General features: G+C 58.0%; 12 protein-coding genes. 7 read left to right on the forward strand and 5 right to left on the reverse strand.

The features are described 5' to 3' along the window. Positions 1 to 128 precede the first annotated feature (128 nt). Entirely contained in the window at positions 129 to 1,499 is a 1,371-nt protein-coding gene (locus tag M989_RS16720) for an NAD-dependent succinate-semialdehyde dehydrogenase (RefSeq protein ID WP_064547096.1), read from the forward strand. Positions 1,500 to 1,545: 46 nt separating this feature from the next. On the opposite strand, the gene yjiA is transcribed toward M989_RS16720, so the two are convergent. The 3 genes from yjiA to btsT all read right to left on the reverse strand — a co-directional run bounded on the left by yjiA (position 1,546) and on the right by btsT (position 4,971). Further along, positions 1,546 to 2,499, reverse strand: coding sequence for a GTPase (yjiA, locus tag M989_RS16725; RefSeq protein ID WP_064547097.1), 954 nt, complete (start codon positions 2,497 to 2,499; stop codon positions 1,546 to 1,548). Between the two features lie 10 nt (positions 2,500 to 2,509). After that, positions 2,510 to 2,713 (reverse strand): YbdD/YjiX family protein, encoded by a 204-nt coding sequence (locus M989_RS16730; RefSeq protein ID WP_035893372.1) that lies wholly within the window; start codon positions 2,711 to 2,713, stop codon positions 2,510 to 2,512. A gap of 107 nt (positions 2,714 to 2,820) precedes the next feature. Then, positions 2,821 to 4,971 carry a pyruvate/proton symporter BtsT gene (gene btsT / locus M989_RS16735; protein WP_064547099.1) on the reverse strand — a complete coding sequence of 717 codons (2,151 nt, stop codon included), beginning with the start codon at positions 4,969 to 4,971 and terminating at the stop codon, positions 2,821 to 2,823. A 511-nt stretch (positions 4,972 to 5,482) separates the two neighbouring features. On the opposite strand from btsT, the gene M989_RS16740 reads away from it, so the two are divergent. Genes M989_RS16740 through M989_RS16750 form a run of 3 tightly spaced genes read left to right on the forward strand, consistent with a single transcriptional unit; the run spans position 5,483 to position 9,954 of the window. Beyond that, positions 5,483 to 6,682 (forward strand): ABC transporter substrate-binding protein, encoded by a 1,200-nt coding sequence (locus M989_RS16740; protein ID WP_064547101.1) that lies wholly within the window; start codon positions 5,483 to 5,485, stop codon positions 6,680 to 6,682. Between the two features lie 11 nt (positions 6,683 to 6,693). Further along, positions 6,694 to 7,776, forward strand: a complete 1,083-nt coding sequence (locus M989_RS16745; RefSeq protein ID WP_064547103.1) for a glycoside hydrolase family 88/105 protein — start codon at positions 6,694 to 6,696, stop codon at positions 7,774 to 7,776. Between the two features lie 15 nt (positions 7,777 to 7,791). Next, entirely contained in the window at positions 7,792 to 9,954 is a 2,163-nt protein-coding gene (locus M989_RS16750; RefSeq protein ID WP_064547105.1) for a glycosyl hydrolase family 28 protein, read from the forward strand. A gap of 4 nt (positions 9,955 to 9,958) precedes the next feature. Here M989_RS16750 and M989_RS16755 read toward each other — a convergent pair whose 3' ends face one another. Beyond that, complete coding sequence (locus M989_RS16755) at positions 9,959 to 10,867, reverse strand: GntR family transcriptional regulator (protein WP_064547107.1); 909 nt, start codon at positions 10,865 to 10,867, stop codon at positions 9,959 to 9,961. A gap of 146 nt (positions 10,868 to 11,013) precedes the next feature. Here M989_RS16755 and M989_RS16760 point away from each other — a divergent pair, with 146 nt between their 5' ends. From M989_RS16760 to tsr, 3 genes are all read left to right on the forward strand, one after another. After that, the gene (locus M989_RS16760; RefSeq protein ID WP_280686148.1) at positions 11,014 to 12,057 is read left to right on the forward strand and encodes a zinc-binding alcohol dehydrogenase family protein; all 1,044 of its coding nucleotides are present in this window, start codon (positions 11,014 to 11,016) and stop codon (positions 12,055 to 12,057) included. Between the two features lie 86 nt (positions 12,058 to 12,143). Continuing rightward, positions 12,144 to 13,154 (forward strand): Ldh family oxidoreductase, encoded by a 1,011-nt coding sequence (locus tag M989_RS16765; RefSeq protein WP_064547110.1) that lies wholly within the window; start codon positions 12,144 to 12,146, stop codon positions 13,152 to 13,154. Between the two features lie 238 nt (positions 13,155 to 13,392). After that, a complete protein-coding gene (gene tsr, locus M989_RS16770; RefSeq protein WP_064547112.1) occupies positions 13,393 to 15,060 on the forward strand; it encodes a methyl-accepting chemotaxis protein in 1,668 nt (555 codons plus the stop codon). 26 nt (positions 15,061 to 15,086) lie between these two features. Here the strand turns inward: tsr and M989_RS16775 are convergent, their stop codons facing one another. Then, complete coding sequence (locus tag M989_RS16775) at positions 15,087 to 15,602, reverse strand: GNAT family N-acetyltransferase (protein WP_064547114.1); 516 nt, start codon at positions 15,600 to 15,602, stop codon at positions 15,087 to 15,089. Positions 15,603 to 15,630 lie beyond the last annotated feature (28 nt).

Below are 15,630 nucleotides of genomic sequence, written 5' to 3' on the forward strand. Positions count from 1 at the left end.
GGGTTTTATATCACATCCTGAAACAAAGGCTGAGGGTCGGAAACTTCCGTTTATACCCAACTTTACGCCCGTAACCAGCCAGATTGACTACCCTTAATACCCTAAGCGGTAAAACAAGGAGACGCAATATGGCTTACCAGACAGTTAATCCTGCGACTAACCAGCTTATTAAGGAATACCCCTCGCATAGCGATGCGGACGTCGAAGCGGCGCTGAAGGCCGCCGACGCGCTCTATCACTCCGACTGGGCGAAAGGCGATATAAACCAGCGGCTGCCGGTGCTGCATAAGCTTGCCGATCTGATCGACGAGCGCGTGGAGGAGCTGGCAAAGATTGCCAGCCAGGAGATGGGCAAGCTGATTGAACAGAGCCGTGGCGAAGTGAAACTCTGTGCGCGAATCGCCCGCTACTACGCCGATAACGCGGAGCAGTTTTTAGCGCCGGTAAAGTATCAATCTGAACTTGGCGAAGCGTGGGTAGAGCATCACCCGATTGGCGTGCTGATGGCCGTTGAGCCGTGGAATTTCCCGTATTACCAACTGATGCGCGTGCTGGCCCCGAACCTCGCGGCGGGTAACCCGGTACTGGCCAAACACGCCAGCATTGTGCCGCACTGTGCGGAAACCTTTGCGCACCTGGTCCGTGAAGCGGGCGCGCCGGAAGGGGCGTGGACGAACCTCTATATCTCTCAGGATCAGGTGGCGAAGATTATCGCCGATGACCGCGTACAGGGGGCGGCGCTGACCGGCTCGGAAAAAGCGGGTAGCGTGGTGGCCGCACAGGCGGCGAAGCACATTAAAAAATCGACCCTCGAGCTGGGCGGTAACGACGTGTTCGTGGTGCTGGACGACGCGAATCTGGAAAAAGCGGTGAAAATTGGCGTCAATGCCCGCTTGAATAACGCCGGGCAGGTCTGTACCGCGGCGAAGCGCTTTATTTTGCATGAGAAAATCGCCGATGCCTTCCTGGAAAAATTCACCGACGCCTTTAAGCAGGTGAAGATTGGCGATCCGCTGGATGAAAGCACCACGCTGGGGCCGTTATCCTCTAAGGATGCGCTGGAAACGCTGACCAAACAGGTGAACGCGGCGGTGAAAAATGGCGCGAAACTGCATTATGGCGGTAAGCCGGTGCAGCGTGAAGGCAGCTTCTTTGAACCCACCATTCTGACCCATATCACGCGCGATAACCCGGCGTACTTTGAAGAGTTCTTTGGCCCGGTGGCGCAGATTTACGTGGTGAAGAACGACGATGAAGCGGTGGCGCTGGCCAACGATTCCCACTACGGTCTGGGCGGCGCGGTGTTCAGCCAGGATATCGAACGGGCGAAGAAAATGGCCTCGCGCATTGAGACCGGTATGGTCTACATCAACTGGCTGACCGACACCGCGGCCGAACTGCCGTTTGGCGGCGTGAAGCGTTCCGGCTACGGGCGCGAGCTGTCGGATCTGGGAATTAAAGAGTTTGTGAACCAGAAGCTGGTGGTGGTGCGGAAATAACGGCGCGTTGATGCCCTCCCGGATGGGAGGGCATCAGGTCTTGCGGCTACTGGCGTAAACCGGCAAACGCCGCGCGAATCTCTTCTTCCGGCAGTTGGATACCAATAAACACCAGCGTGCTGTGCGGCGTTTCGTCGCCCCATGGGCGGTCCCAATCGGCGCTGTACAGGCGCTGCACGCCCTGGAACAGCAGGCGGTTCGGCTCGCCGTCAATCCACAACATCCCTTTATAGCGCAGCAGCTTGTCGGCGAAGTCCAGCAGCAGGTTCTCCATCACGCGGGAGACGTCGCTGATATCCACCGGGTAATCCAGCTCGACCACAATCGACGACACGTCGTTTTGCTGGTCGGCCATAAAGTGGAAGCGTGGCGTTGAGGTGACGTTCTCTTCCAGCATAAAGCCGTTGGTGTTGAACAGCAGACCGAGGTCGATATCGCCGTGGGTGACGGTGTAAATCGGTGCGCGAGCGTTGATACGGGCCAGGCGCTCGCGTAGCTTTTCGCTTTCGCCGGCCACGTCGGTTTTGGTGAGCAGAATGCGGTCGGCGTAGCCTACCTGCGACTGGGCAATGGTGAACTGGTTCATCTGATCGTGAGCATGTACCGCGTCAACCAGCGCAATCACACCGTCGAGCAGGTAGCGTTCGCACAGTACGTCGTGGGAGAAAAAGGTCTGAATGATCGGGCCGGGGTCGGCCATGCCGGTGCATTCAATCACCAGGCGATCGAAGCGGATATTGCCTTTGTCGAGGTTATCGAGCAGGTCTAAAAGCGCGTCTTCCAGCTCGTTAGAACGCGTGCAGCAAATGCAGCCGTTGGTCAGGGTTTTGATCTGCGTGGCGCGGTCGCCAATCAGCTGGTCGTCGACCGAGACCTCGCCGAATTCGTTTTCAATCACGGCAATTTTGAAGCCGTGCTGCTCGTTGAGAATGTGGCGCAGCAGGGTGGTTTTGCCCGCGCCGAGGAAACCGGTAAGTAGAGTAACTGCAATCGGTGCCATGATGTCTCCTTTAGCAGCAGCGCATGCCGCCTTTTCCGTCGCCGCCGTAGCGTGCCTGCTGGCGCTCGCGGAAGAACTCTTCATAGGTCATATACGGCTTATCCGGATGGTTGGTCTGCATATGCTCGACGTAGTTGTCGTAATCCGGAATGCCAATCAGCATTTTCGCCGCCTGACCGAGGTATTTTTTTGCCTGCCCTAAGTTACCAAACATTATGCCATCCCGATAATAGATAAAGCCGGATGGCGGCTAGCACCTTATCCGGCCTACGAGAGCGGAACTTGTAGGCCGGATAAGCGTAACGCCATCCGGCAAAGGGGTTAGTGGTGCGAAGAGGTCTTCACGCCGCCTTCCGGTACCGACACGTACGGTGTTTCTTTGTCGGTACGTTTATCACTATTGCGCACCTGCATCCAGGTTTTGAAACCGTAGAAGATGATGCTGTACACCACCACCAGGAACAGAATGCTCAGGCCCGCGTTGGTGTAGTTGTTGATAACGATGTGGTTCATGTTGGCAATCTGCTGAGCGGTTAGCTCGCCACCGGCGGCAATCTTCTCTTTGTACTGGTTAGCCATGTAGAAGAAGCCTTCCATCTGCGGGTTGGAGCTGAACAGCTTCAGGCCCAGCGCCCAGGTGGTGCAGATCAGCAGCCATACTGCCGGGATGGTGGTCACCCAGATGTATTTGGTGCGCTTCATCTTAATCAGGATAACGGTGCCCAGAACCAGCGCCACGGCGGCCAGCATCTGGTTAGAGATGCCGAACAGCGGCCACAGGCTCTTCACGCCGCCCAGCGGGTCAACCACGCCCTGGTACAGCAGGTAACCCCACAGGCCTACGCAGCCCGCGGTCGCGACTACGCCAGCCACCAGAGAGTCGGTTTTCTTCAGGAACGGCACGAAGTTGCCGAGCAAATCCTGCAGCATAAAGCGGCCCGCACGGGTACCGGCGTCCAGCGCGGTGAGGATAAACAGCGCTTCGAACAGAATCCCGAAGTGGTACCAGAAGCCCATGTCAGCCATCGGCAGCACTTTGTGGAACACGTGCGCAATACCGACGGCAAGCGTAGGCGCACCGCCCGCGCGGTTCAGTACCGACGGTTCGCCGATGTCTTTCGCGGTTTGCAGGATCTGCTCTGGCGAAATCACGAAGCCCCAGGAACTGACGGTCGCCGCCGCATGCGCGGTCACATCTTTCAGCTGCGCAGCGATCAGCGCCGCGTTCTCACCGCCCATCTCGTGCAGGTTCGGCATCGTGATGCCAAGGCCCGCTGGCGGGGTGTTCATCGCGAAGTACAGACCTGGCTCGATAATGGAGGCCGCAACCAGCGCCATGATCGCCACGAACGACTCCATCAGCATCGCACCGTAACCGATAAAACGCGCGTCGGTTTCATTCGCCAGCAGCTTCGGCGTGGTGCCGGAGGAGATCAGCGCGTGGAAGCCAGAAACGGCGCCACAGGCGATGGTGATAAACAGAAACGGGAACAGCGCACCTTTCCACAGCGGGCCGGTACCGTCGATGTACTGGGTCACCGCCGGCATTTTCAGATCCGGGTTGAGGATCACGATGCCCAGCGCCAGGCCGACGATAACGCCGATTTTCAGGAAGGTGGCGAGGTAGTCGCGCGGTGCCAGAATCAGCCATACCGGCAGCAGGGCAGAGATAAAGGCATAGCCAATCAGCGCGAAGGTGATAGTGGTGTCTTTAAAGGTCAGCGCCGGGCCCCAGTACGGGTCGTGGGCAATCACGCCGCCGAAGTAAATAGAGGCAACCAGCAGCACGATACCAATGACCGACACTTCGCCGACGCGACCCGGGCGGATAAAGCGCATGTAGATGCCCATAAACAGCGCAATCGGCACGGTTGAGCAGACGGTGAACACGCCCCACGGGCTTTCTGCCAGGGCTTTCACCACGATCAGCGCCAGCACCGCGAGGATGATGATCATAATCAGGAAGCAGCCGAACAGGGCAATAGAGCCCGGTACGCGGCCCATCTCTTCTTTGACCATCTCGCCCAGCGAGGAACCGTTACGGCGCGTGGAGATGAACAGCACCATAAAGTCCTGCACCGCGCCCGCGAGCACTACGCCCGCCAGCAGCCACAGCGTACCCGGCAGATAGCCCATCTGTGCGGCCAATACCGGCCCCACCAGCGGGCCTGCGCCGGCGATGGCGGCGAAGTGGTGGCCGAACAGCACGTAGCGGTTGGTCGGCACGTAGTTCAGGCCGTCATTGTTGATGACCGCCGGCGTCGCGCGCGTCGGGTCGAGCTTCATCACCTTCTGGGCGATGTACAGGCTGTAGTAGCGATAGGCCACCAGATAAACGGAAACCGACGCCACGACGATCCACAGGGCACTGACGTGCTCACCGCGGCGCAGGGCGACGACCGAGAGGCAAAACGCACCGATGATTCCGAGAATCACCCAGGGTATGTGCTTGAATAGCTTTTTCGTATCCATAGTAAAACCTGGTTTTTAAGATTAATAATCAGCCGAAGCTGCCGTTGTTTTTTGGGTTTGGGGGTTGAGGAGGTATTGATTCTGCTGATGAGTGTGCCAGACCTACGCGCGCGTAAAGTTGGGTAAATGGGTGAGCGGTTAAAAGCGGAGGCTAAGCGGTCTCTTTTCGCGGTAAGCGGTTGGGCAACCTTTGTTCTACACGTAAATATGTGATTGAGATCGCAAGTTTTTTCCCCGTCGCCGTTTCCCTACGCGCAACTACGTATGATTAAAAACCAATAAAAAACACTATTGTCACTAATTGATCACAACTCAGGGGGATGACCGTCTCCACGCCGCCGCTTTTTCCCGACTATTGGCTCAACCCGGCCGGTGAGCCAATCAGCCCGCTGGCCTGTACCCCCTAAAAAGGATTAACACAATGAATAATAAGCGGCTAAAAGCACTTTGTTGGGTTCTGGGCGCGGGAATCTTGTGTCCAGCGGTAGGGCACTCCGCCACGGAATTACGCATGTCGTGGTGGGGCGGCAACCAGCGGCACCAGGCGACGACTGAGGCGATTAAAGCCTTTGAAGCACAGAACCCTGACGTCAAAATCAATACCGAACCCAGCGGCTGGGACGGTTACTTATCGCGTCTGAGTACCCAACTGGCAGGGAACACCGAACCGGACGTGATGCAGATTAACTGGAACTGGCTGGTGATGTTTTCAAAAAACGGCGATGGGTTTTACGACATTAACCGCCAGTCGGCGAATATCGACCTCAGCCAGTTCTCCAGCCAGGGCAAACAGCTGGTGACGATGAACGGCAAGCTGAACGGCGTGCCGGTGGCCATGACCGGCCGCTCGATGTACTACAACCCCGAACTGTGGAAAAAAGCAGGCGTCGCCTATCCGCAAACCTGGGAGCAGATGATTGCCGCGGGGCCGGTGTTTAAAACCAAGCTGGGAGACGACTACTATCCGTTTATCCTCGCCAATCACGACACCACCATCATGACGTTTCTGAACTCTTACATGGTGCAGAAATACAATATCCCGATGATTGACCCGCAGAAGAAAGACTTCACCTACACCCGCGAGCAGTGGCTGGACTACTTCGGCATGTATAAGAAGCTGGTGGACAATCACGTCATTCCGTCCATGAAGTACCTTTCCTCCTTTGGTAAAGCCAACGCCTGGGAAATTAAACCCTGGCTCGACGGCAAAATTGGCGGCGTGCACACCTGGAGCACTGACGGCACCTTTGCCGGCAGCCTGCGTGCGCCTGCGCGTCTGGAAGTCGGGCCTTATCCAATGCTGCCCGGCGCGACCGATGCCGGCATCTTCTTTAAACCGGCGATGATGTTCTCCATCGGTAAAAACAGCAAACACCCGGAGCTGGCGGCGAAGCTGATTAACTTCCTGCTTAATGACCCGCAGGGCATTAAAGCGATGGGCCTCCAGCGCGGCGTGCCGCTGAGCACCGAGGCGGTCAAGGTCTTGCAACAGGACGGCGTGTTGGATAACACCCAGATTCAGGTGCAGGGGCTGGCGCAGGTAGACCAACTGATGGGCAAAATCGAACCGTCACCGTGGTTTGAAAACCCGCAGCTGCTGTCCTGGTTCCTTGATGCCGTTCAACGCTATGACTACGGGCAGCTCACCCTCGAACAACTGGCCGATGAATTCCCCCAGCGCGCGCAGCGTGTGCTGAAAAAGATCATGTAATTGAGGTGGTTATGTCGCAATTATTAAAAGAGTCCATTTTAAGCAAGCTGGATACCCTGTTTAATGAAGTGATTGTGGTACGCACCGATGACGCCGAGCTCAAAAAACAGAAGGTTATCGCCTCTGACCTGTCGATTGAAAACTGGGACTGGTCGCAGGGCGTGGGAATCTACGGTATCTGGCGTCTCTATCAGATTACCCGCGAGCCGCGCTACCTTGACTACCTGAAGGGCTGGTTCTCACGGCGCATGGCCGAAGGGCTGCCGGAGAAAAATATCAACCGGATGGCGCCGATGCTCACCGCGACCTGTATGGCGGCGGAACTCGGCGAAACGGGCTGGCTGGCGGATATCGCCGAGTACGCCGACTGGATCGACACGCGCCTGCTGCGCACGCAGGAAAACGGCTATACCCACTGTACCAGCGACCATCTCAACGAAGAGCAGCTGTGGGTCGACACGCTGTTTATGAGCGGCCTGTTCCACGCCAGGGCGTCGCAGCTGCTCAATAAACCGCACTACATGGACGATGTGGCGTATCAATTCTTACTGCACATCAAATACCTCGTCGACCGTCGCAGCGGGCTGTGGATGCACGGCTGGAGCTTTATCGAGCGCAACAACTACGGCGCGGCGCTGTGGGGGCGCGGTAACGGCTGGGCGGCGGTCGGCAGCGTCGATTTTCTGGAGATGGCGAACGCGGATACCGCCAACACGCGGTTTATCCGCGAGGCGTTTCTCCGCCAGATGCAGGCGGCGGTGCACTATCAGCATAACAACGGGATGTGGTCGACGTTAATCGATCACCCTGAGAGCTATCAGGAGGCGTCGGGGACCGCCGGGCTGACCTATGCGCTGCTAAAAGGCGCGCGGCTGGGTCTGTTGGATAACCGCTGCCGCGACGCGGGTTGGGCGGGCATCCGGGCGCTGATTGCACGGATTAACGATCAAGGGGAAGTGGCTGACGTGTCGGCGGGCACATCGGTGGGGCGCGACCTCCAGCACTATCTGGATATTCGCGTTCGTCAGCGCGCCTACGGGCAGTCGCTGGCCATGCTGGCGCTAGGGGAAGCGCTTGCCCATTTAAACGGATAACTTAAGGACAAGGTCATGACGACAAACCCTTGCGCGGTGCTGAGCGTCGAGGAAGAGCAAAACATTCTGGCGCGGATCCACGATCCGCGCATTCCTTCAGCCGAGGTGAACGTGCGAGATTTTGGCGCCGTCGGCGACGGCGTCACGCTGGACACGCAGGCGATTCAGCGGGCTATCGTTCATCTCCACCGCCAGGGCGGCGGTAGGGTGATCGTGCCCGCCGGGCGTTATCTTACCGGCTCGCTGGCGCTGCTCAGTCATATCAACCTGCATCTGGACAGCCCGCAGAGCGTGCTGTTGTTCACGACCGAGACCACCGAAGCGCACTATCCGCTGGCCTTCGGCCACTGGGAGTGCTCGCCGCTGTGGAACTACCGGGCGCTGATTTACGCCTGCGATGCGCAAAATATTGCGCTCACCGGGCGAGGCGTGCTGGACGGTCAGGCCAGCGACAGCGTCTGGTGGAACTGGACGCATCAGATTGAGCATGCCTGGTCGACCTCCGCCCGCAACCTGCAGCGCCCCGCCAGCCTGCGGCTGCGTGAAATGAATCTCAGCGGCGTGCCGGTGGCGGAGCGGCGCTTTGGCGACGGTCACTACCTGCGGCCCATGTTTATCCAGACGCTGCGCTGCCAGAACGTGCTGCTGGAAGGCGTCACGCTGCGCAATTCGCCGATGTGGCAGGTGAATCCGGTCATGTGCCGCAACGTCACCGTCCGACGCATGACGCTACGATCCCATGGCCACAATAACGACGGCGTCGATCCCGAAAGCTGCTGCGATGTGCTGATTGAAGACAACCTGTTCGACTCCGGCGATGACTGCATCGCCATAAAATCCGGGCGCGATCGCGACGGGCGTGAGGCAAACATTCCTTGTGAAAACATCATCATCCGCAATAACCGTTTTGCCGACGGTCACGGCGGTATTGCGCTGGGCAGCGAGATGAGCGGCGGCATCCGCAACGTGTTTGCCGTGGGGAATGAATTTGATAGTCCGGCGCTCACCTACCCGCTACGTCTCAAAGCTAACGCCTTGCGCGGCGGTGTGATTGAAAACATCTGGCTGCGTCACTCGCGGGTGAAGCGGGTGCGTGATGCGGTGGTCCACGCCACCATGAACTATGCCGAGGGCGTCTACGGCAGCCATCTACCGCGTTTTCGCAATATCGTGATTGAAGACCTGGAAGCGAGCGGCGGTGAATACGGTCTGTTTATTGAAGGTCTGGCGCAGTCGCCGATCGAAGGGCTGGTGCTGAAGGATATTCGCATCACCGACGTCGACCATCCGCTGCACGCCGCCCACTGGGGCGGCGGCGTGAAGATGGAAAACGTCACCATCAACGGCCTGGCCTATCCGCGTCCGGTGCAGCTTTTCATTCGCGGACTGCCGCAGGTGGGTGACTACCTGCGGGCGATTGCGCAGCTGCCGGGTGATGATGAGGCGGTCCTGCGCTATTCGTGGTGGCTGGGAAAAACGGCGGAAGGACCCATGACGCCGCTGGGCGAGGGCGGCATTCTGGCGCTGACGCCGACGATGGCCGGGCGCTTCGTGCGCTGTCGGGTCAACCACGGTGAGATGAGCCTGCTGAGTAAGCCGTGGCTGATTCAGCCGGAGGGCAGCATCGATCTGGCGAGCGCCAATTCGGTGAATAGCGGTATTTTGCGCGCGCGCGGGGTGATCGATGAGGAAGGCGGCGCGGAGTGTATTACCCGCTTTGAGCTGGCGCAGATGATCGTTCGCCTGTGGGGATTGCAGTATCAGCCGTCGAATGGAATCGTCATCCAGGATATTGCGCCGGATTCCGTCTGGTATCCGGGCATTGCCGCGCTGATTCAGCGCGGCATGATGGCGCTGGTGCAGGGCAAGTTCCTGCCCTGCAGGCCTATCCGCCGTGAAGAAGCGGCCACGGTGGCGATGATGAGCTGCGGCGTATCGTACCGTAACGCGTCAACGATGCTGCAATCGACCTTCACAGACGGACGTATCCTGCGCGATATCTACCTGACTAACGCCCAGCGGGCGGTGGCCTTTGGCTTTATGCGCTGCGATGAAGAAGGGCGCTTCCGCCCGCGCCGCTATCTGCGCCGAAATGAGGCGCTGGAGATGCTGCTGATGATGGGCCATTTCATGGGCGATCAGGATGCGCCGCAGCGGCAGGTGAAGCCGCTGTGCTAGTGGGTCAACGGCGAGCGGTTTGATCGATCGAACGGATCATCGACTGTTTCGCCGTCATTAAATGGTTGCGCAGCGCCACGGTGGCATCGATCTCGTTACGGCAGATCAGCGCGATCAGGATCATCATATGTTCATCAATAGCGATAATATTGCGCTGTTTAAGATCGCTTTCATCCCACTGATAGTGGAAGTGGAAAATAACCGAGATAATCTCCAGTGATTGATTGAAAAATATATTATCAGCAGCCGAAAGTAATAATGCATGAAAATCCCGATCGAGCTGGGAGAATGTTTTTACGTTATCGCCAATGCGATCTCTTAATTGGCGATGATGTTCCAGTAATGTTTTTGCCTGCAGCCAGTGAGGATCGCCATCGGGCAAATTAAGAAAGCGCTGAAGGGCGTGTAATTCCAGCATTTCGCGTAATTCAAAAAGCTGCTCGGCGTAGGCACGGTCAAATTCTTTCATGCGCCAGAAGCCGCGCTTTTCGCTGACGATAAGATTATAGCGGCCAAACTTTAGTAAATATTCCCTGGCGGCCACCGGGCTGACCCCGGCCATTTTTGCCAGCGCAATTTCGCTCATCACTTCCCCGGCCTTCAGCTGCCGCTGGTTAATCATCGAAAAGAACGCCTGTTCAAAAATCTGCGTCTGCTCTTCGAGCGGCACCTGGGTACACTCGAAGCCGTCCAGCGCATCGGGTTTACGTAGCACGATGTAATCATTACCCATTTTTTCCAGCACGCCGCGCTGCTGCAGGTGGGTGAGAATGTGCCTGACGGTGGTGCGGCTAATATTGTACATCTCGGCCAGCGCCGACTGCACCGGCAGCGGAGAGGGAATATGGCCGCGGGCGATACCTTCAATAATCTGGTTCACCACGCTACGGCGTAAATTCTGCGAACGGCTCATGCTGACATCCTCCTGATAATCATTAAAAACGAATTTAAAACCTATTTCTGCGCTGGCATTCACAAGAATTTGCGGCGTGACTGCTGAATTATCACGAAATCCACAATAACAAGGAGAACAAAAAAGGAGAAGTTCAAATGAATATTATGAAAACGTTAGTGTGTCAGCAGCCGGGTGAATGGGCATGGCAATCAAGAAATATTCCAAAGCCACAGAAAAATGAGGTGTTAATAAAAATAAAAACGGTAGGAATATGTGGCACCGATATCCACGCATGGGGAGGTAAACAGCCTTTCTTCAGCTATCCACGGGTTTTAGGGCATGAGATTTGCGGCGATATTGTTGAGGTTGGCTGCGAGGCGCAGCAATGGCAGGTTGGGCAGCAGGTGGCGGTGATCCCCTATGTGGGTTGCAATACCTGTAGCGCCTGTCGCGAGGGGCGCGGCAACTGCTGCGAGAATATCGCGGTGTTCGGCGTGCATCGCGACGGCGGCTTTAGCGAATATCTTTGCGTACCGCAGCAGAACGTACTGCTGGCGGAAGGTATTGCGCCGGAAGCCGTTGCGCTAATTGAACCGTTCGCCATCAGCGCCCATGCGGTGCGGCGAGCGGCGGTACGAGCGGGGGATGAGGTGCTGGTGGTTGGCGCAGGACCAATCGGTCTGGGCGCGGCGGCCATTGCCAAAGCGGAAGGGGCAAGGGTCGTGGTGGCGGATGTCAGCGATGAACGACGTGCGCATGTGACGGAGCAGCTGGATCTTCCCGCGCTGGATCCGCTGGCGGTGGATTTCGACGCCCGGCTGCGCTGCCTGTTTGGCGGCCATCTGGCGCACAAGATCGTGGATGCGACGGGCAACCCGCAGTCGATGAATCGTGCGGTGGATCTGATCCGTCACGCTGGCAGCATTGTGTTTGTTGGCCTGTTTAAGGGCGATCTGCAGTTTTCCGATCCGGAATTTCATAAAAAAGAGACCACCCTGATGGGCAGCCGCAACGCGACCGCCGAGGATTTTGCCCGCGTCGGCGAGCTGATGCGCAGCGGCGAGCTGAGTGCCGGAATGCTACTGACCCACCGGTTGCGCTTTAGCGAACTGGGTAGCACCTTTGAGCGCGACGTCATCAATAATCCACGGTTGATTAAAGGCGTGATAGAGTTTGCGGAGAACATCAATGGCGCCTCTGGAAATTAATGTGATTTAAATCACTACGTTAACCAAGTAAAACCTGCGCCTACGTCTACGCTTTATGCCAGTACAACAATAATACGGAGAACTACATGACAACGGTCAACATCGCACTCAACGACGCTTACGTACTGGCCTTCGAGGTCCTGCGCGCCAACGGTTTTTCACAGCCTCATGCCGACGCCATTGCGCGCAACGTGACGGCTGGCGAACGCGACGGCTGCGCATCGCATGGCCTGTGGCGTCTGCTCGGCATCGTGGAAACCCTGCGCAAAGGCAAAGTGTCGCCGGACGCCGAACCGACGATCGTCGATCGGGCCCCGGCGATCGTCAAAGCCGATGCGCACGGCGCGTATTCTCTGTGCGCTTATGAACAGGCGCTGCCGCTGCTGATTGAAAAAGCGCGCCACTGCGGCATTGCGGCGCTGGCGATCAATCGTTGCGTGCATTTCTCCGCGCTGTTTGCCGATGTTGAGCCGTTGACCGAGGTCGGGTTAGTGGGTTACGCCTGTACGCCGAGCCACGCGTGGGTGGCGCCAGCGGGCGGTACCCAGCCGCTGTTTGGCACCAATCCTATCGCCTTCGGCTGGCCGCGCGGCGACAAGCCGCCGTTTATCTTCGATATGGCGACCAGCGCGGCGGCGCGGGGGGAAATTCAGCTCCATCAGCGGGCCGGTAAAGCCATTCCGGAGGGCTGGGGTATCGATAGCAACGGTCAGCCGACCACCGATCCGCAGGCGGTACTCGACGGCGCGATGCTGACTTTCGGCGGGCATAAAGGATCGGCGCTGGCGGCGATGGTGGAACTGTTCGCCGGGCCGCTGATTGGCGATATGACCAGCGCCGAATCGCTGGCGTGGGACAACGGTGCAGGGGGGCTGCCTTACGGCGGTGAGCTCATTCTGGCGCTTGACCCTGCACGTTTCCTCGGCGATGACGCCGCGTCCCATCTTGAGCGCGCCGAGACGCTGTTTAGCGGCATGCAGGCGCAGGGGGCGAGGCTGCCGGGTGAGCGTCGCTACCAGGCGCGCCAGCAGAGCGAGCAGCAGGGGCTGAATCTCTCGCGTAGCCTGTATGACGAAATCTGCACGCTGCGTAAATAGCTTCTCTGAGTAGGCCGGATAAGGCGGAGCCGCCATCCGGCAATTTGTGCCGCTCCGCCTGATGGCGCTACGCTTATCAGGCCTACATCCACTCTGGATGTGGCGACAACGCCATGACCTCGCGTCAATCCATAACGTCCGAATATTCCGCCTTCCCCGCGTATTAATAGTCACATTTTCTATAAAGTTTTTCCTTTCGCCGCCGAAAATTCGTTATTCGTCTGGAGGAAAGAGAAACATGTTAAAGCGTATTAAAATCGTCACCAGCCTTGTGCTGGTTTTGGTGTTGTTTGGCTTGTTGCAAATGGTCTCAGGGGGCCTGTTCTTTAACTCACTGAAGCATGACAAAGAGAACTTCACTATCTTACAAACCGTGCGTCAGCAGCAGTCCGGGCTGAACGGCAGCTGGGTTGCCCTGCTGCAAACCCGCAACACGCTTAACCGCGCCGGGATCCGTTACATGATGGATCAGAACAACATCGGTAGCGGCGCCACCGTCGCCGAGCTGATGCAGATTGCCACGAAATCGCTGGCTGAAGCGGAAAAACGCTGGGCCGAGTATGAAGCGATGCCGCGCGACCCGCGTCAAAGTGAAGCCGCGGCGCTGGAAATTCAGCGTAACTACGATATCTACCACGGTGCGCTGGCGGAGCTGATTCAGCTGCTGGGCGCCGGCAAGATCAACGACTTCTTTGACCAGCCGACCCAGGGTTATCAGGATGGTTTTGAGAAAGCGTACGTCAACTATCTGCAACAGAACGACAGCCTTTATGAACTGGCGGTAAAGGACAGCAATGCCTCTTATACCCAGGCGATGTGGATCCTGTTCGGCGTGATGATTGCCGTGCTGGCGGTGATCGTCACCGTCTGGCTGGGCGTACGTAAGACGCTGATTGCACCGCTAAACCGTCTCATTGACAGCATTCGTCATATTGCCGGTGGCGATCTGGTCAAACGTATTGATGTGGAAAGCGATAACGAAATGGGCCAGCTGGCACATTCGCTGCGTCATATGCAGGGAGAGCTGGCGCGCACCGTCGGGGAAGTCCGTCAGGGTGCCGATGCCATTTACAGCGGCGCGAGTGAAATCGCGATGGGTAATAACGATCTTTCCTCGCGTACCGAGCAGCAGGCGGCTTCGCTGGAAGAGACCGCCGCCAGCATGGAAGAGCTGACCGCAACCGTGAAGCAGAACGCCGAAAACGCGCGCCAGGCCAGCCATCTGGCGCTGAGCGCGTCGGAAACCGCGCAGAAGGGCGGTAAAGTGGTGGACAATGTTGTGCAGACGATGCGTGACATTACCGCCAGTTCGCAGAAAATTGCCGATATTATTAGCGTCATTGACGGCATTGCCTTCCAGACCAACATCCTGGCGTTGAACGCTGCGGTCGAAGCCGCCCGCGCAGGCGAGCAGGGCCGAGGTTTTGCGGTGGTGGCCGGAGAAGTGCGTAATCTGGCGCAGCGCAGCGCCCAGGCGGCGCGTGAGATTAAGAGTCTGATTGAAGATTCGGTCAATCGTGTCGATCTCGGCTCCACGCTGGTGGAAAGCGCCGGGGAAACCATGGATGAGATCGTGAATGCGGTGACCCGTGTGACTGACATCATGGGGGAAATCGCCTCTGCATCGGATGAGCAGAGCCGCGGTATCGATCAGGTGGGTCTGGCGGTGGCCGAGATGGATCGCGTGACCCAGCAGAACGCCTCGCTGGTGGAAGAGTCCGCCGCCGCCGCCGCCGCGCTGGAAGAGCAGGCCAGCCGCCTGACGCAGGCCGTTGCGGTATTCCGTATCCAGCAAAGCCAGACCAGCAGTGGGCGCGAAGCGGTGAGCGCTGCGCCGATGCCTGCGCCGACCCTGCTGCGTAAAGCGGCAGCAACCGACGGTGGGGAAAACTGGGAAACCTTCTGACCCGGATGCGCCCTTTAACGGGCGCGTTAACGTAGTGCCAGGCGCATGGCACAGCGAGACTCCGCTGCCAGGCCGTGCGCCGCTTCTTCACGCAGTTTCTGCCGCAACGCGTCGCTAAGCAATGACTCGGGCACGACTTCAAACCCCATCCGCGCATACCAAGGCGCATTCCACGGCACGTCGCGAAACGTTGTGAGCGTGAGTGCACTGAAGCCTTTTTCTCGCGCCTGTTCGATCGCATAAGCCATCAGGCGACGGCCAAGACCGCGCCCCTGCCAGTCAAGGTGGATCGAAAACTCGACGATAAAGAGCGATGCGTCATGCGCTTCCGCCAGCAGAAAACCCACGGGACGATTGTCTGCCAGCGCTAACCAGCTCATGGCCTGGCTGACGAAGTGCTGATGACGTTCGGCGCAAATCGCCGGGCCGGCGGCGAGCCAGCTAAATTCAGGCAACAGAGTGAAGCGCTGCGCGGCGGCGCGTTCAATCGCCGGTAGCGCGGCAATGTCCGCCGGGGATGTCGGTCGAAAGGTGTAGATCATGCGCTGAGTATAACCCGATGCTGAGCCT

The sequence above is a fragment of the Kluyvera georgiana ATCC 51603 genome (genome assembly GCF_001654985.1).
Taxonomy (GTDB): Bacteria; Pseudomonadota; Gammaproteobacteria; order Enterobacterales; family Enterobacteriaceae; genus Kluyvera; species Kluyvera georgiana.